We start from the raw sequence: 18,365 nt of genomic DNA, 5'->3' as shown, positions 1-18,365 counted from the left end.
CTTGCGGTTGTGGGGCTTACTTTTTTATACTGAGTTGTAAGGGCTTACAAAAAGGGGGCCGTTTATTTTGGACTGGTATGATGAAGCAATCGTATATCAAATTTACCCCAAAAGTTTTCAGGACACCAATGACGATGGTATCGGAGATCTTCAAGGAGTAATCAAGCATTTAGAGTATATTAAGAATTTAGGTTTTAATACTATTTGGCTTAATCCAATTTTTGTGTCACCACAAGTTGATAACGGTTATGACGTTTCCAATTATTTTGCAATCGATCCTATTCTGGGGGATATGGACGATTTTACAGAAATGATGGATAAGGCACATAAATTGGGATTACATATAATTCTTGATTTGCCAATCAACCACACGTCAGATCAACATCCTTGGTTTAAGGATGCGATCAGTAATCCAAATAGTATTTTTAAGGATTACTATATCTGGCACAAACAAGTTGACGGACATGAGCCTAACAACTGGGGTTCATTCTTTGGCGGCAGTGTTTGGGAAAAGAATCCTAATGACAAAGATGAATATTATTTCCATCTCTTCGACAAAAGAATGCCTGATTTAAATTGGAAGAATCCAGAGGTACGTAAATCAATTGCTGATATTGCTAAGTTTTGGATTGAAAAGGGTGTCGATGGGTTCAGATTAGACGCATTCATTCATATCGCTAAAGCTAACTTGGAACAGAATTCCTTAAATCAAGGCGAACAATTCCCAATTGATGATACATTTTATGCCAAATTGCCAAGAGTCAAAGATTATCTAGCAACTTTTGTTAGAGAAATCAAGGACTTTAAACCAGATACTTTCTTGTTTGGTGAAGCATCTTCAGCTAATGCATTAGACGCGGCGGAATATACTAGACCAGATGAAGACGGTTGTGATGTAGTCGTTAACTCCGGAAATTATGGTGAAGTTTATGACGAGAGCAATCCAGAGATACCTGGATTTTTCCAAACTAGGCGTTTGTCGCTTGATAGTTTGAAGAAAACTTATGTGACCTGGGAAAGTGTCCTAGCAGACATCAGCTTGCCAACGTTAACTTGGGGAAATCACGATATTAGTCGCTTACGTGATCGACTGAATTTACCCGTTGATAATGAGGATGTAAGTAAACTTTTGGCAACCTTGATGTATTTACAACGTGGTATGCCCATCATTTATTACGGTGAAGAGATTGGGATGCACGGTTTGAAGTATCAACAGGTTTCTGATTTTGACGACCAGAGAGCTGTAGATTTAATTAATACCTTGCGTAAAAAGTCTTTTGCAGATGAAGAGATTCTAAAGTTACTGAACAATCAGGATGAAATGACGGCACGTGGACCAATGCAGTGGGATGATTCACAATTTAATGGTTTTTCAACTAAAGAACCATGGAATTGGGGTCAAACTGACGACACAAACGTGAAAAATGAGTTAGTGGATTCTAAGAGTTTAGTAGCGTTTTACAAAAATTTATTAAGTGTGAAGAAACACAATTGTTTTACAAATGGTGATTATCAATTATTGATCACTGATCCAGAGATTTATGCATACTTGCGTCAAACAAGAGATAACAAGGGCATTGTTGTAACCAATTTTTCCGATAAAGTGAAGAAATTTACTTTACCAGAGGCAAAATGGAGAAAAGTGTTGGCTAATCAAGTTAAATTAAATAACAATGAGTTAACGCTTGATCCTTGGGGAAGCTGTGCTTTGGAATCAAAAATATAGTAGGGGTGTAAATTATGGCAGACAATACTGATATTAAACTAAGAAGAGCTCAAATTTATAGTGTTTTTGTAAGAAATCATACTAAAAAAGGAACCCTCAAAGCATTAGAGGATGACTTGCAACGTATCAAGGAATTAGGAACAGATTATATTTGGCTTTTACCAATTTATCCCATTGGTAAGAAAGATCGTAAAGGTAAATTAGGATCACCTTATTCAATTAAAGACTATCGTTCAATCGATCCAAAGATCGGTTCATGGGATGATTTTGTTCACTTTTCAAAGAAAGTTCATGACATGGGTATGAAGTTGATGATTGATATCGTTTACAACCATACTTCACGTGATTCAGTTCTTTTAAAAGAACATCCAGGTTGGTTCTTACGTGATCATATGGGCAATTTAATGAACAAGAATCCTGATTGGACAGATGTTGCTGAATTGGATTACTCACATAAAGATCTTTGGAAGTATCAAATTGAGACCCTCAAGAAGTATGCTGATTTAGTTGATGGCTTCAGATGTGACGTAGCACCACAAGTTCCACTTGATTTCTGGAAAGAAGCTCGTAAAGAAGTTGCCAAAGTTAACCCAGACATGGTTTGGTTAGCTGAAACTTCTGGTGGTGGCTACATTAAATATTTGAGAAATAGAGGTTTCTGCGCTGAATCAGATAGTGAAATGTATCAAGCTTTCGATATGACATATGACTATGATGTTGACGAAATTTGGCGTAAATATGTCAATGACAAGATTCCTTTGGCACGTTATATCGAAGCTTTGGATCAACAAGAATATATTTATCCAAAGAATTACATTAAGATGCGTGCTTTGGAAAATCACGATCAAGTCAGAGCTCACAAGATGTTTATCAACGAGAATGATATGTTCAACTGGACAGCTTTCTCCGAGTTCCAAAAAGGTTCAACTTTGATCTATGCTGGACAAGAAGCCGGTATGAAGCACACACCAAGTCTATTTGATAAAGATAAGATCGATTGGAAAGACCAAAAGATGGATCTTAGTGCTTTGATGGTTAGAATGCATGAATTGAGTCAAGATGAAATTCAATATGCTGGCAATTATGAGATTGAAGCATTGGATAATGATGTTGTTAAAGTAACATATACAGATGGCGATAAGATCAGAGTCGGCCTATTCACTTTGAAAGGTCAACCAGGCCGTGCCAAAGTTAATGTAAGAAGCGATCAATATACTAATTTGATCGATAACTCATTAGTTAACGTTCAAAATGGTATTTTAACTATTGATTATGATCCAATTATTATTGAAGGTAAGGCTAGATAAAAATTAGGTTGTATGCGGAAATGTGCTTAAATTCCCGTCTTCCACAAAAATTGGGAATGACTTGGAATGCACTATGCCACGTCAAGTTGACATTTCAAAAAAAGTGAAATTATAAAATATGTTTAGATGGCTTTACTCCGGTGCTCTGCCGGAGTAAGGCCATTTATTTTGTCTGATCTATCATAATTATTAAAATAGTCTATCCCTTCTTCAACTAACTTCTTTAAGTCCTCCAGCGTAGCTGGGGTAGGATGAAGATTCATCCATCTTAATTTGAAGTCATTCCACCAACGTTCCATCGGTGAATTATCAAAGGGTGTCCCTGGTCGGGACATGCTTCTAGTAACTTGGTGTTGTGCTAAAAGTTTATTAAAACTTAGTGACACATATGCGGGACCTCTATCTGTGTGGACTATAGGATGTACTTCACCGACTTTTTCAAACACTTCTTCAAACATTGCTTTTTCGGCTTCTGCTGTTTCAGTAGGCGTTATTATATAACCTAAAAGATAACGTCCATGAAGATCTAATATTCCACTTAGACGAACTTTATGTTTTTCTTTTAAACCGTACTCTAATTGTGTTGAATCTGATAACCATATTTCATTTGGTTTCGTAGCACTAAAATTTTGATTTAATAGGTTGTCTTGAATATATTGTTCTTCTTTCTTTTGTCGATTTACCTTTTTCACACGTGCCTTACAAGCAATACACAGTTCTTTCATTATCCGTCTTACTTTTTTTAAGGTTATTTTGAATCCCAATTTGTTTTCATGTTTAAGATTAGTTAGTATTTTACCCGCACCAATACTACCGTTATGTTTTTCATATACACGCTTAACTTCGGTTTTCAAGATTGTATCTTGCTTTTCCTGAACTGTCTGTTTACGATTGATACCTTTGTGATAAGCTTGTCGGCTAGCGCCAACGTATTTCAATAAGATGGTTTCCCATCCATGATGATTTTGACAAGCTTCCTTTATTGCTTGGTAAGCTTGTCTACGTTGCTTTCTCACTCCCCACGCTGGATTTCGTTGAATTTTTTTTCAAACGCCTCTATGGCATCACGTTTGTTTAATTCTGCTTTAAGTTGTTTGATCTCTAACTTTAACTCATCTGTTTCAGTTAAATCTTTTTCTTTAACGTATCCTCTGTGTCCTCGCTTATCAGCGAGGGCAGAGTATCCTTGATTCTTCACTAACAGTACCCAATTACGAACTTGTTGATAAGAAACATGAAAATGTACTGAGGCCTCTGTATATGAGTGCTTTTGAAGAGTGACATACTCAACTACTTCTATTCTTTCTTCTAAGGTGGTTTTCTTTGACATAGTAATGACCTTCTTTCTAACAGGCGTTGCCTTGATTAGATTCTTGTCATTATTATACTGTATGATCCAATATCTCAGTTGTTTAGAAGAACGTAACTTGAATCTTATAGCTATTTCATCGAGTGTTCCTTCTCCGTTTAAATAGGCACTTGTAGCTTGAATCTTTGTCTCATAGTCATACTTTTTTGGCGCTTGTGATCTTAAACCTTTTTCTCCATAACCATTAAATAGGACAAGCCATCCTTTTACAGTGGAGGAACTTACTTCAATAGATCGGCAATACTCCGCAAAGACTACCTCCGATTTCATCTTCAGATAATCCTTAACTGCCTTGATCTTGAACTCTGGTTCGTATCTTCTCATAAAAAAATTCCTTTCTGATTTTCACTTGAATTTATTCCATTTCAAATGTCAACCATAAAGGGACTATAGCAGAACGCCGTGGGCGCGACTTGAAGCTAATTATTTTACACTTCGTGCAAAATAATGGATTTCCAAGCTCGGCCTCATTGTAAATGGCAGAGCCATTAACAATGATTTCACGGCTGAAGTCATTCCCAATTTTTATTCCAGACTAAATAGTGTTTCAATTGTTTTATTCCAATTCTATTAAGTTTAAAAAACAGTGTTTATTCAAATCTCCGTTACAGAAGGAGTTTTGGTAGACACTGTTTTTTTGTTTTAAATCTAAAATAGAATAGTTTTTCAATAATAATTTATTGATTCCTATTAATTCTGCTGGCCTCAATCTGGACAGGTAGTCTTGTCATTCTATCATTCAGAATTATCAATAGTATGAATACCATTCTTAATTTAAAAATAGAGAAGAAGCCGAATTAAATAATCAAAGTGCTATTTAGTCCAGACCAATCGGGCTTGTTGTGGAGGACGGGAATTTAAGCATATCTCCCAATTTAACCAATCTTCCAAGAGAACAGTTTTCATAAAATTGCTTTTACGATGGAAATTCGGTTATTTTACTGAAAAATATTATTTTTAGTAAAAAAATAAAGCCAATTGCTTAAGCATTTGATCGGTATTTTGAGGAAATCTCATTTTCTTACGAGAATTTCTTTACAATGGATCACCAATCACGATTGAGAATTGGCTATACCATAGAAAAAGGGTAATTTATCACTGTAAAGCGCGAAAAGCATTGGATTTTGTGAGTGTTAACGAAAGAATGCCGTTATATCAAGGTTCTGGGCAGCTTTTTTGATGGTAAAAAGAATTAAAATTGCAAATGCTTGATTTCTAAATAAGCAAGTCAATTAGTAGATGTTACGGTTGTTATCGGTAACAGTCTGAAAACGGTTGCAAAGAGCCCGAAATGGTTTAATATTAAAAATGTAATCGATATGAATTATTAGTTCCGCAAGTTATAGGAGGGAAAATCGATGAAAAAGAATGTTTGGAAAAAATTACTTCTTAGTAGTTTGATTGTCAGCATGTCATTGATGACATTAGCTGGTTGTGGAAGTAAGAGTAGTAGTTCAAGTAGTAGTAGTTCTACCGCAGGTGGAACTGAAATGAAGGGTGATATCAAGGTCTGGATCGATACAGAACATATCGCTGCAATCAAGAGTCAGGTCAAGAAGTTTGAAAAGGCCAACCCTAAGATTCACGTAACTGTTAAGTCTGGATCATCTGCCGATGCTATGAAGGATGTTTCCAAAGACCCTTCAAAGGCTGCTGATGTCTTCATGATGCCACATGATCAAATCGGACAAATGGCTGAAGCTGGTTTGCTATATCCAGTTGGTAAGAAAGATGTTGCAACAATGAAGAAGAACGACATCCAATCAGCTGTCGATGGTGTTACATATAAGGGTAAGGTTTACGGATTCCCATATGGTGTTGAATCACAAGTTCTTTACTACAACAAGTCAAAACTTTCAGCAGAAGATGTAACTAACTGGGACACAATGACTTCTAAAGGTAAGTTGGGAACAAACTTTGGTGATGCCGGTGCCAACTATATCTTCGCTCCATTATTCTTAAGCAATGGTGATCAAATTTACGGTTCTAATGGTGAAAATCTAAAGGGAACAAACATCAACAATGATAAAGGTGTTCAAGTTCTACAATGGATCGCTAAACAAAAACAAAATTCAGGTGTCGTACAAACAAGTGATGCTGCACTTTCAAACCTACAATCAGGTAAGATCGATGCATTCTTATCAGGCCCATGGTCAAAGAGCGATGTTAAGAAGGCTCTAGGTAAGAACATGGCTGTTGCACCATACCCAACAGTAAACTTTGGTAATGGCGATACACAAATGAAGGCTTTCTTGGGTGTTAAAGTTTATGGTGTTAACCAACAAACTAAATCACCAGTTGCTTCAATCGCTTTAGCTAAATATCTATCAAACGAAGCTACACAAAAGGTTGAATTTGAAAAGAATGGTGTTGTTCCAACAAACAAGACTGCTCAAGCATTACCAGAAGTACAAAAGGATGAAACTGCTAAATCAGTTCTACAAATGTCAGATGCTAACCATACCGTTGTTATGCCTAAGTTACCAGAAATCATCTCATTCTGGCCACCAATGGACTCATTAATCAACGATACATACAAGGGCAAGATCAAACCTGCACAATATCAAGATAAGTTGAATAAATTTGTCAAAGATACTTCAAAGAAGGCTAACTAGGACTTACTTTTTAATAGTGAATACCGAATAGATTCTGAGCTTTCTTAGGATAACGGCATGACCTAGGTCACAGTCGTTATCTGTGGGAGGTGTAGGAATCTTTTCTTTCACCAATTATTCGGAAATTATTCTACTGGGATAGATGTTTCAGAGAAATTAAGGATGCGATTATATGTTTAAGAAAAGTTACGGAGAACAACATATAACATATAGAGAATTGATCAAAGAAGGCGACGTAGCCACAAAATTATCCTTTATTATTATGGGTGCTGCTAACTTTGCCAATAAACAAATTGTTAAAGGTTGTATCTTCTTATTAGCTGAAGTAGGGTTCTTAGCTTGGTTTATCCGCAATGGTATCCATGCCTTGGCAATGCTTCAAACATTAGGTACTAAGAAACAAGGTTTACATTATGACGCCAAATTGGGGATCGACGTCTTGCAGCAAGGTGACAACTCAATGTTGCTCTTACTATTCGGTATTGCTGCAATTCTCCTCTGTATAGTAATGATAGTGTTGTATATCGTTAACTTGAGAAGTGCAAGACATATCTATGAATTAAAGGCTGCTGGCGAACCAGTACCTACATTCAGACAAGATATGAGCAGTTTACTTAATGAACGTTTCCATATGACATTAATGACAATTCCTCTATTGGGTGTTTTGTTCTTTACTATTTTGCCATTGCTTTACATGATTTCAATTGCGTTTACAAATTATGATCACGTTCATTTACCACCAAAGAATTTGTTCTCATGGGTTGGATTTGCTAACTTCGGTAATGTTATTACTGGTAATATGGCTTCAACATTCTTCCCAGTTCTAGCTTGGACATTGATTTGGGCCGTATTTGCAACAATCACATGTTTCTTCTTCGGTGTAATCCTTGCATTATTGATTAATGCTAAAGGTATTAAATTCAAGAAGTTCTGGAGAACAATTTTTGTTATTACAATTGCTGTTCCACAATTTGTTTCATTATTGATCATGCATAACCTCTTAAATGACGCTGGTCCTATCAATGCGTTACTTAAGAACTTAGGTTGGATTACAACATCAATTCCATTCTTGTCAGATCCAACTTTAGCTAAGGTTTCAATTATCTTCGTTAATATGTGGATTGGTATTCCAACTACAATGTTAATTTCAACAGGTATCATTCAAAACTTGGATCAAGAACAGATCGAAGCTGCTGAAATGGATGGTGCTAATAAGCTCCAAATCTTTAAGGCAATTACATTCCCACAAATTTTGTTTGTTATGATGCCATCATTGATTCAACAATTTATCGGAAATATCAACAACTTCAATGTTATCTTCCTATTAACTGGTGGTGGACCATCAAATTCAAATTACTATGGTGCCGGATCAACTGATTTGCTTGTTACATGGCTCTATAATTTGACAGTTAATACCATGGATTACAATTTAGCTTCAGTTATTGGTATTTTGATCTTCATTCTTTCAGCTGTGTTCAGTCTTTGGGCATACACGCATACAAATTCTTACAAGGAGGGATAGAGTATGGAACTTAAAAATGAAAATTATAAGACAAAAAGAAGAAATACTCGTTTCTTAATTTACCTCATCCTGACAATTATGGCCATCGTCTGGATGTTCCCAATTGCTTGGATCGTTCTAACTAGTTTCAGAGCAGAAGGTGGAGCTTTCGTTCCATACATCATACCTAAGAGTTTCACAATTTCAAATTACGTAAAATTAATCACTGATGCAACTGGTAACTTCCCATTTGTACGTTGGTTCATAAATACATTTATCGTTGCCGTTTTCAGTTGTATTCTTTCAACATTCATCACTATTGCCATGGCTTACTCACTATCAAGATTACGTTTTAAGATGAGAAGACCATTCTTGAAAATTGCTTTGGTTCTAAATATGTTCCCTGGATTCATGAGTATGATTGCTGTTTACTACATTCTTAAAGCTGTTAACTTAACACAAAGTCTTGTAGCTTTAGTTCTTATCTACTCATCAGGTGCTGCACTTGGTTTCTATGTTGCCAAAGGATTCTTCGATACAATTCCTATGGCTTTGGATGAATCAGCTATGATCGATGGTGCTAATAAATGGCAGATCTTTACTAAGATCACTTTGCCACTATCAAAACCAATCATCGTTTATACTGCTTTGATGGCTTTCATGGGTCCATGGATGGACTTCATCTTTGCTAAGATCATCATGGGTGATGACGTTAAGGATTATACAGTTGCCATTGGTTTGTACTCAATGATGACCAAGACAACTGCTAACTCATTGTTTATGACATTTACCGCTGGATGTGTGCTTATTGCAATTCCTATTACATTACTATTCATTTATATGCAAAAGTACTATGTAGAAGGTATTACATCTGGTTCTGTTAAATAGTTTCGAGGATCATAAAAATAGTTTCTATACTATTAGGGACCTGCATAAAATTAACTCACTACATTTTGTATTGAATTTATTTAATGCAAGTCCCTTTTTATTATTTAAATCACAAAAAAGGTGGAATTTTTAATGAATACAGCAGCAATTTATCATCGTCCCGAAAGTGAATACGCATTTTTATACAAAAAAGGTCTCATGCATTTGAGAATCAGAACAGCTAGAGGTGACGCTATTGGCGTTAATCTTTTACACGGCGATACTTATTCTATGGATAAAGAACACTGGAATAAAAAGCCAGTACCAATGAAATTGACATTATCAACTGATTTGTTTGATTATTGGGAATACGAAACAACAGAACCATTCAATCGTATGTCCTATGCCTTTCAAATAATTGGTCGTGATGGAACTGAAATTCTATATGGCGATCAAGGAGCTTTTCCATTCAATGAGAAATCAGTGAACAAGGGAAATAATTATTTCAGAATGCCATACTTCCACGAAATCGATCGCTTCAAGGCTCCAGAATGGGTCAAGAATACAGTTTGGTATCAAATCTTCCCAGAACGTTTTGCTAACGGTGATAAAACTAATGATCCTGAAAATACATTACCATGGGGATCTAAAGATCCAGCTGCCCAAGACTTTTTCGGTGGTGACCTACAAGGTGTAATCGATCATTTGGATCATCTTGTTGATTTAGGTATCAACGGAATTTACTTCTGCCCAATCTTTAAGGCACACTCAAATCACAAATATGACACGATCGATTATATGGAAATTGATCCAAGTTTCGGCGATAAGAAGCTCTTCAAGAAGTTAGTCGATGAATGTCATAAACGTGGTATTAAGGTAATGCTTGATGCGGTCTTCAATCATATGGGAGACAATTCACCACAATGGCAAGATGTTATCAAGAATGGTAAAGACTCTAAGTATGCTGATTGGTTCCATATCAATAAATTCCCTGTTTCTTACAAAGAAGGTAAGAACTTTGAGGATGCTACTGATATCACATATGACGTTTTTGCTACAACACCACATATGCCTAAGATCAATACAGCCAATCCAGAAGCTAAGAAATATTTGTTGAATATTGCTAAGTATTGGATTGATGAATTTGATATTGACGCTTGGAGACTAGATGTTGCTAATGAAATTGATCACTCATTCTGGAAAGACTTCCGTCGTGTCTGTGATGAGTCAAAGAAAGACTTTTATATTTTGGGCGAGGTATGGCATTCATCTCAAAGTTGGTTGAACGGTGATGAATTCACAGCTGTAATGAACTATGCTTATACTGATTTGATTAAAGATTTCTTCATTAAACATGAAATGACAGTGCCTAAGGTTGTTTCTGAAATCAATAATCAATTGATGCTCTATCGTAAGCAAACTGATCAGATGCAATTTAATGTTTTGGATTCACATGATACTGCTAGAATTTTGACAGTTGCTGGTGACGACAAAGAATTAGAAAAACAAGTCTTAGCCTTCACTTACATGCAACCAGGAGTTCCATGTATTTATTATGGTGATGAATACGGTATGACAGGTGGAAACGATCCTGACTGTCGTAAGTGCATGATCTGGGATGAAAAGGATCAAGATTTGAATTTATATGAATTTTTCAAAGACTTGGTAGCGTTTCGTAAAGAAGATCATCAGATATTATCTGAAGGTTCAATGGATTGGGATGTTTCTCAAGGGAATAACGGCATTTTGATGCTTAGTCGTCTCTTAGATGGCAAAAAAATAACAGGTATTTTTAACACTAGTTCTGAAAAACAAACTGTAAATGCTAGTGGTGAAGTTCTTTTGAGTAACTTAACAGAAAATAATACGGATTCAACTGTATTGGATCCAAAGGGATTTGTAATTTTTAAATAGATTTTTGGAGGAATAAAAATGGCAAGTAAGCATTGGTGGCAAGAGGTAGTTGTATATCAAGTATATCCACGTAGTTTTAGAGATTCTAATGGCGATGGTATTGGTGATCTTCAAGGAATCATTAGCAAATTGGATTATTTGGAAAAATTAGGAATTGGTGCTATCTGGTTATCACCAGTTTATGAATCTCCTAATGATGATAATGGTTATGACATTGCTGATTATCGTGCAATCATGAAAGAGTTCGGAACTATGAAAGACATGGACGAGTTGATTGTTGAAGCTAAGAAACGTCATATTAGAATCGTAATGGACTTAGTTGTCAACCATACCTCCGATGAAAACAAATGGTTCATTGAGGCTAAGAAGGGCAAAGATAATCCTTATCGTGATTATTATGTCTGGGCTGATCCAAGTGCTGACGGTGGTGCTCCTAATGATTTGCAATCGACATTCTCTGGCTCAGCTTGGCAATATGATGAAAAGAGCAATCAATATTATTTGCATCTTTTCAGTAAGAAACAACCTGATTTGAACTGGCAAAATCCGAAAGTCAGACAAGAAGTTTATGACATGATGAACTTCTGGATAGACAAGGGAATCGGCGGTTTCAGAATGGATGTAATCGATTTGATCGGTAAGATTCCAGAAAAGAAGATTACTGGCAATGGTCCACAACTACATGAATTTCTTCATGAAATGAATCGTCAAACCTTTGGTGACAAAGATATGTTGACTGTTGGTGAAACTTGGGGTGCAACTCCTGAGATTGCCAAACTATATTCAGATCCTAAACGCCAAGAATTAGGCATGGTTTTCCAATTTGAACATGTAGGACTAGATGAACAACCAGGTAAAGAAAAGTGGGATCTTCAACCATTTAAGGTTGCCGGATTAAAACGTGTTTTCAATAAATGGCAAACAGAATTGGATAACGATGGTTGGAATTCTCTATTCTGGAATAATCATGATTTGCCTAGAATCGTTTCTAGATGGGGCAATGATAAGGAATATCGAGTTCAAAGTGCGAAGATGTTGGCCATTCTTCTTCATATGATGAAGGGGACACCATACATTTATCAGGGTGAAGAAATTGGTATGACTAATCGCAAAGTGTCTGATATATCTGAAGTATCTGATATTGAAAGTCGTAATATGTACGCTGAACGTTTAGCAGAAGGCTATGACAAGGATGATTTGATTCATTCTATTAATGTTAAAGGTCGAGACAATGCCAGAACACCTATGCAATGGGATGATTCCATTAATGGTGGATTTAGTTCAGGTAAGCCTTGGCTAGCAGTAAATCCTAACTATAAAGAAATCAATGTTAAATCAGCCTTAGATGATCCTAAGTCAATCTTCTATACATATCAAAAGTTGATTCAATTAAGAAAAGACAATCCAATTATGATTTGGGGAGACTTTGAATTACTAAAGACAGCCGATGACATTTTTGCTTATGAACGCCATTATCAAGGTGAAACTTGGCTAGTAGTCAATAATTTCTCTAATAATGAAAATAAACTAGACCTTCCTGATATCAAACCAGGTGAAGTGATTATTCAAAACTATTTAGAAGAAATCAAATCTTTGTCCAATTTGACTTTGAAACCTTGGCAGTCCTTTGTCGTTAAGGTGGTGAAATAAGATGAGTCGACCATGGTGGAAGAATGCGGTTGGTTATCAAGTTTATCCCCGCAGTTTTAAAGACACTAATAATGATGGTGTCGGTGATATTGCCGGTATTATTGAAAAACTACCTTATCTAAAGTCACTCGGTGTTGATTTTATCTGGATCAATCCTATCTATAAGTCACCTAATGTTGATAATGGTTACGACATTTCTGACTATGAAGACGTTCAACCAGAATTTGGTTCGTTAAATGACTTTAAAATTTTATTGGACAAAGCTCATGACATTGGCATCAAAGTTATTTTGGATTTAGTTGTTAACCATACCAGTGATCAGCACCCTTGGTTCATTGAAAGCAAAAAGTCCAAGGATAATCCTTATCGTGATTACTATATGTGGGCTGATGCGACGCCAGACAAAATGCCAAACGATTGGACAAGTTTTACTGGTAACTCAACTTGGACTTATGATGAAACGACTAAGCAAGCTTATTTCCATGTTTTTGCGCCACAACAACCAGATTTGAATTGGCGCAATCCTAAATTACGTCAAGAAATCTATAAAATGATTCGGTGGTGGTTAGATCTTGGAATCGATGGTTTCCGAATGGATGCTATCAGCCATATCCAAAAGGCACCTTTTGACTATGAACCACCCAAAGATGATCCTTGGAAACCATTCATGAATGTTAAAGGAATTGATGATTACATGGCAGAAATGCGTGATATCTTCAATCAGTATGACATTATGACAGTTGGTGAGGCCAGTGGTGTTTCTAGTAAGCAAGCTCCTGAGTGGACAGATCCCAATAAAAAGGGTTACATCAATATGATTTTTGAATGGGAACACAACGCTCGAGAGGGTGAAGAAGGCCATGAAAGAATTAACGTTGATGAAATGAAACAAGTTTTGTCTCGTTGGCAAAAAGACCAGGAGAATAGTGGTTGGAATGCTTTGTATTTTGAAAATCACGACAATCCTAGAATCAATACGATTTTAGGAAATGAGACAAAGAAATCTGCCAAAGCAATTGCTATGTCATACTTTTTCTTGAAAGGAACACCTTTCATTTACCAAGGACAAGAGTTAGGGATGACCAACTATCCATTCAAATCAATCGATGAAGTTGATGATGATGAGTCTCAAATTCGCTACCATAATATGGTTAATAGTGGTAAAGACCCTAAAGAAGCGCTTCAAATTATTACCCATTGGACACGTGATCATTCACGAACACCTATGCAATGGACTAGTGATATTAAAGCTGGATTTACTGAGGGAACTCCTTGGATGAAAATCAATCAAAACACTAAGACTATTAATGTTGAATCAGAAATGGCTGATCCCGACTCAGTTTTGAACTTCTATAAAAAGATGATTGCTTTTAGAAAATCAGAACCAACTTTTATTGAAGGAAATTACGATTGGTTCTTACAATCAGATCCTGATGTTTATGCCTATTTAAGAACCGATGATAAGAAACAATTTTTGGTAATCGTCAATTTCAGTAAACAGAAAAAAATTGTAACCTTGCCGAAGGAACTTATGAACGATAAATGGCAAGTGAAGTTAACGAATACAACTGAAAAGAATTTAACAGAGCAGTTTGAAATGGAACCGTATGATGGTTTCGTTTATGAATGTGAAAATTAATTAAAAAAGATGTCTCAATTTAAGATTTGTAAAAATCTGTAATTGGACATCTTTTTTGCGCCGTAGAGTTGTAATCGCTGGATAAGTCTGTTGGATGAGACAAGGTCCAATACTACTCAAAAGGAATCTCGGTACAGCCATCAATTACAATGAAAGCTGTTATCGGTAACATGGTGAAAACGGTTGCAACAAGCGACAGCTTGCATAATAATTAGAAGCGTAGTAAAAAACATTTTTTATGAAATTATTCTAGTAGTAATTATTTGAGGATTGATGAGCCTAATCAAAATAATTATCAAATAGGTTTATAAATTTCCAATCGATCTTGGAGAATAGAGGAGCTAATAATAATGTCAGTAATTAATTTAGAGCACATTTCAAAGCGTTATGCAGGTAACAAAAATTATTCTGTAACAGACTTTAACTTGGATATCAAAGATGGTGAGTTCATCGTTTTCGTTGGACCATCAGGTTGTGGTAAATCAACTACATTACGTATGATTGCTGGTTTGGAAGATATCACTGAAGGGGACTTTAAGATTGACGGAAAAGTCATGAATGACGTTGCCCCAAGAGATCGTGATATTGCCATGGTTTTCCAAAACTATGCTTTGTATCCACACATGAGTGTTTACGATAACATGGCCTTCGGATTGAATATCCGTAAGCATGATAAGGAAGATACTAAGAAACGTGTTGAAGATGCCGCTAAAATTCTAGGTTTGACAGACTTTTTGGAACGTAAACCTAGTGCTTTATCAGGTGGTCAAAGACAACGTGTTGCTTTAGGACGTGCGATTGTTCGTGATGCTAACTTGTTCTTGCTTGATGAGCCTTTGTCAAACTTGGATGCTAAATTGAGAGTTCAAATGCGTACTGAAATTGCACAATTACATCAAAGATTAGGACGTAACTTTATCTATGTTACCCATGATCAAGTTGAAGCTATGACTATGGCTGATCGAATCGTTATCATGAATGATGGTAAGATTCAACAAGTTGGTACACCTAAAGAACTATATGACAAGCCAGCTAACAAATTCGTTGCTGGATTCATTGGTTCACCAGCTACAAACTTCTTCGATGTTAAATTGGATGGAAACAGAATTACTGACGGCGGCAGCTTGAATCTAGTAGTTCCTGAAGGACATCTTAAGACATTAAGGGCTAAAGGATATGATGGTAAAGACTTAACATTTGGTATTCGTCCAGAAGATATCCATGCTGAAGAGATTGCTTTACAAACATTTGCTGATTCTACAATCGAAGCTAATGTTCAAGTTTCTGAATTACTTGGTGCTGAATCAATGCTTTATTCTAAGATTGGAAATGCTGAATTCATTGCTAAAGTTAATGCACGTGATCATCATGAACCAGGAAGCACAATTAAGATGGCCTTAGAAATGACTAAGGCACACTACTTTGATAAAGATACAGGTAAAACAATTCTTTAATAGAGAAGGATGCTTGTAGGAGGATTATAATGAAGCGTATTTTTGAAGTTGACCCTTGGAACATCGTCACACATAAATTAGACAAGGAAAATAAAAGATTACAAGAAAGCCTAACCAGTCTAGGTAACGGATATATGGGGATGCGTGGTAATTTTGAAGAAGATTATACAGGCGACAGTTTACCAGGCAGCTATCTAGCTGGTGTTTGGTACCCTGACAAGACTCGTGTCGGTTGGTGGAAGAATGGCTATCCAGAATACTTTGGTAAAGTTATCAATGCCGTTAATTTTATTAAAATGAACTTTTTGATCAATGGTTCTAAATTAGATCTATACACTGATAAAATTAGTGACTTTACACTTGATCTAGACATGAAGAACGCTACTTTGAAACGTTCATTCATCGTTGAAAAAGATGGTGCCAAAGTAAAATTCAACTTTGAAAGATTTTTGAGTGTTGCCCAAAAGGAACTATCTGTTCAAAAGGTCAGCTTTGAGAATTTATCTGATGATTCAGTTGAAGTTAAAGTTATTTCTTCATTGGATGCAAATGTTGAAAATGAAGATGCAAATTATGATGAACGTTTCTGGCAAGTATTGGAAATTACTGATGACAGTATCATTGCTGAAACTAAGCCAAACGATTTTGGTACACCAAGATTCACATCTGGTATGCAAGTTGGTTATGTAACTGAACTTAAGGAAACCGATCACGAAGTTGGCAAATTAGAAACTAGCAAAACTTTTGTAGCTGATTTGAAAGCTCATGAAGTTGGTACAATTGAAAAACGTGTTGTCGTTGTAACATCACGTGATTATGAAACAGTTGACGATCTAAGGGATGCTATGGAAGGTATTGCTGCTAAGATCAGTAGTGTTTCATATGAAGACCTATTGGGTGCTCATGCAAATGTTTGGAAAAATCGTTGGAATCAATCAGATATTAAGATCGATGGCGATACTGATGCTCAACAAGGTATGCGTTTCAACCTCTTTGGATTATTCACAACTTACTCAGGTGAAGATTCACGTTTGAATATTGGACCAAAAGGTTTCACTGGTGAAAAATACGGTGGGGCTACATATTGGGATACTGAAGCTTTCTGTATTCCTGTTTACTTGGGAGTTTCTCAACCAGAAGTATCACGTAACCTATTGATGTATCGTTACAATCAACTAAAAGGTGCCTACATCAATGCTCAAAGACAAGGCCTAAAGGGTGCGTTATATCCAATGGTTACTTTCAATGGTATTGAATGCCATAACGAATGGGAAATTACTTTTGAAGAAATTCATCGTAATGGTGATATTGCCTTTGCTATCTATAACTACACACGTTATACAGGCGACAAGTCATTTGTTCTTCATGAAGGTAGCAAGATGTTGACAGAAATGTCACGCTTCTGGGCTGATCGTGTTCACTACAGCAAACGTAACGAACAATATATGATTCACGGTGTTACTGGACCAGATGAATATGAAAATAACGTCGATAATAACTGGTATACTAATTTCTTAGCCCGTTGGACTTTGAAGTACACACTACAAATTCTCGGCGAAGTAAGTAAAGATCAATTTGAAAAATTAAATGTTTCTAAAGAAGAAATGGATCATTGGCAAGATATTGTAGACAAGATGTATCTACCTTATGACGAAGATCTTGGCATTTTCGTTCAACATGATGGCTTCTTAGATAAAGATATTGAACCAGTCAGCTCTATTCCGGCTGATCAATTACCAATTAATCAACACTGGTCATGGGATAAGATCTTACGTTCTCCATATATCAAGCAAGGTGATGTTCTCCAAGGTATTTGGGACTTCATCGACGACTTCTCTGAACGTGAAAAGAAGCGTAACTTCGATTTCTATGAACCTTTGACAGTGCATGAGTCAAGTCTTTCACCCGCAATTCATGCTGTGTTAGCCGCAGATTTACATTATGAACAGAAAGCGGTTGCATTATATGAAAGAACGGCTAGACTAGACTTAGACAATTATAATAACGATACAGCAGATGGTTTGCATATCACTTCAATGACAGGTGGCTGGTTGGCCATGGTTCAGGGATTTGCAGGCATGCGTGTTCACGACGATGGTACTTTGAGTTATAAACCATTCTTACCTAAGAAATGGAATAGTTACTCATTCAGACAAGTATTTAGGGGACGCGTCATCGAAGTAAACGTCAAGGAAAATGGTTCGGAGTTCAAGTTGGTTTCTGGAGATCCACTTCAAATTACAGTCAATGATGAACCACTAATGCTAAAATAATTGTAAAATAAAGATGTCTGAAAGTCATTTCAGACATCTTTTTATCAGAA

The 18,365-nt window shown here is 36.2% G+C and carries 12 protein-coding genes; 10 read left to right on the top strand and 2 right to left on the bottom strand.

The window, feature by feature from the left end:
• Positions 1-67 precede the first annotated feature (67 nt).
• Together U8526_RS02385 and U8526_RS02380 are read left to right on the top strand one after the other, a co-directional pair.
• Positions 68-1,726: a glycoside hydrolase family 13 protein gene (locus U8526_RS02385; protein ID WP_334340375.1), complete on the top strand. Its 1,659-nt coding sequence runs from the start codon at positions 68-70 to the stop codon at positions 1,724-1,726.
• Positions 1,727-1,740: 14 nt separating this feature from the next.
• Positions 1,741-3,033 (top strand): alpha-amylase family glycosyl hydrolase, encoded by a 1,293-nt coding sequence (locus U8526_RS02380; protein ID WP_334340374.1) that lies wholly within the window; start codon positions 1,741-1,743, stop codon positions 3,031-3,033.
• A 122-nt stretch (positions 3,034-3,155) separates the two neighbouring features.
• On the opposite strand, the gene U8526_RS02375 is transcribed toward U8526_RS02380, so the two are convergent.
• Positions 3,156-4,049, bottom strand: coding sequence for an IS3 family transposase (locus U8526_RS02375; RefSeq protein WP_334340373.1), 894 nt, complete (start codon positions 4,047-4,049; stop codon positions 3,156-3,158).
• Positions 4,046-4,726, bottom strand: coding sequence for a transposase (locus U8526_RS02370; protein ID WP_334340372.1), 681 nt, complete (start codon positions 4,724-4,726; stop codon positions 4,046-4,048). Before U8526_RS02370 ends, U8526_RS02375 begins: the two co-directional genes overlap by 4 nt.
• Positions 4,727-5,760: 1,034 nt before the next feature.
• Here U8526_RS02370 and U8526_RS02365 point away from each other — a divergent pair.
• From U8526_RS02365 to U8526_RS02330, 8 genes are all read left to right on the top strand, one after another.
• A complete protein-coding gene (locus tag U8526_RS02365; protein ID WP_334340371.1) occupies positions 5,761-7,017 on the top strand; it encodes an extracellular solute-binding protein in 1,257 nt (418 codons plus the stop codon).
• Positions 7,018-7,189: 172 nt separating this feature from the next.
• Positions 7,190-8,539, top strand: a complete 1,350-nt coding sequence (locus U8526_RS02360; RefSeq protein ID WP_334340370.1) for a carbohydrate ABC transporter permease — start codon at positions 7,190-7,192, stop codon at positions 8,537-8,539.
• A gap of 3 nt (positions 8,540-8,542) precedes the next feature.
• Entirely contained in the window at positions 8,543-9,406 is an 864-nt protein-coding gene (locus U8526_RS02355) for a sugar ABC transporter permease (RefSeq protein ID WP_334340369.1), read from the top strand.
• A 132-nt stretch (positions 9,407-9,538) separates the two neighbouring features.
• Entirely contained in the window at positions 9,539-11,299 is a 1,761-nt protein-coding gene (locus U8526_RS02350; RefSeq protein ID WP_334340368.1) for a glycoside hydrolase family 13 protein, read from the top strand.
• 18 nt (positions 11,300-11,317) lie between these two features.
• Complete coding sequence (locus U8526_RS02345) at positions 11,318-12,949, top strand: glycoside hydrolase family 13 protein (protein ID WP_334340367.1); 1,632 nt, start codon at positions 11,318-11,320, stop codon at positions 12,947-12,949.
• A 1-nt stretch (position 12,950) separates the two neighbouring features.
• Positions 12,951-14,588, top strand: a complete 1,638-nt coding sequence (locus tag U8526_RS02340) for a glycoside hydrolase family 13 protein (protein ID WP_334340366.1) — start codon at positions 12,951-12,953, stop codon at positions 14,586-14,588.
• A 350-nt stretch (positions 14,589-14,938) separates the two neighbouring features.
• Positions 14,939-16,042: an ABC transporter ATP-binding protein gene (locus U8526_RS02335; RefSeq protein ID WP_334340365.1), complete on the top strand. Its 1,104-nt coding sequence runs from the start codon at positions 14,939-14,941 to the stop codon at positions 16,040-16,042.
• Positions 16,043-16,071: 29 nt separating this feature from the next.
• Positions 16,072-18,315, top strand: a complete 2,244-nt coding sequence (locus tag U8526_RS02330) for a glycoside hydrolase family 65 protein (protein WP_334340364.1) — start codon at positions 16,072-16,074, stop codon at positions 18,313-18,315.
• Positions 18,316-18,365: the final 50 nt, after the last annotated feature.

Source organism: Companilactobacillus sp. HBUAS56275 (assembly GCF_036913655.1).
GTDB lineage: Bacteria > Bacillota > Bacilli > Lactobacillales > Lactobacillaceae > Companilactobacillus > Companilactobacillus pullicola.
Note: the sequence above shows the minus strand (reverse complement) of the source record. Positions and strands in the feature narration are given on the sequence as shown.

What these genes read in the sequence shown, in the direction of transcription:
- U8526_RS02330 (WP_334340364.1), top strand. Translation starts at nt 16,072, where the DNA reads ATGAAGCGTATTTTTGAAGTTGACCCTTGGAACATCGTCACACATAAA.
- U8526_RS02370 (WP_334340372.1), bottom strand. Translation starts at nt 4,726, where the DNA reads ATGAGAAGATACGAACCAGAGTTCAAGATCAAGGCAGTTAAGGATTAT.
- U8526_RS02380 (WP_334340374.1), top strand. Translation starts at nt 1,741, where the DNA reads ATGGCAGACAATACTGATATTAAACTAAGAAGAGCTCAAATTTATAGT.
- U8526_RS02355 (WP_334340369.1), top strand. Translation starts at nt 8,543, where the DNA reads ATGGAACTTAAAAATGAAAATTATAAGACAAAAAGAAGAAATACTCGT.
- U8526_RS02335 (WP_334340365.1), top strand. Translation starts at nt 14,939, where the DNA reads ATGTCAGTAATTAATTTAGAGCACATTTCAAAGCGTTATGCAGGTAAC.
- U8526_RS02365 (WP_334340371.1), top strand. Translation starts at nt 5,761, where the DNA reads ATGAAAAAGAATGTTTGGAAAAAATTACTTCTTAGTAGTTTGATTGTC.
- U8526_RS02360 (WP_334340370.1), top strand. Translation starts at nt 7,190, where the DNA reads ATGTTTAAGAAAAGTTACGGAGAACAACATATAACATATAGAGAATTG.
- U8526_RS02345 (WP_334340367.1), top strand. Translation starts at nt 11,318, where the DNA reads ATGGCAAGTAAGCATTGGTGGCAAGAGGTAGTTGTATATCAAGTATAT.
- U8526_RS02340 (WP_334340366.1), top strand. Translation starts at nt 12,951, where the DNA reads ATGAGTCGACCATGGTGGAAGAATGCGGTTGGTTATCAAGTTTATCCC.
- U8526_RS02350 (WP_334340368.1), top strand. Translation starts at nt 9,539, where the DNA reads ATGAATACAGCAGCAATTTATCATCGTCCCGAAAGTGAATACGCATTT.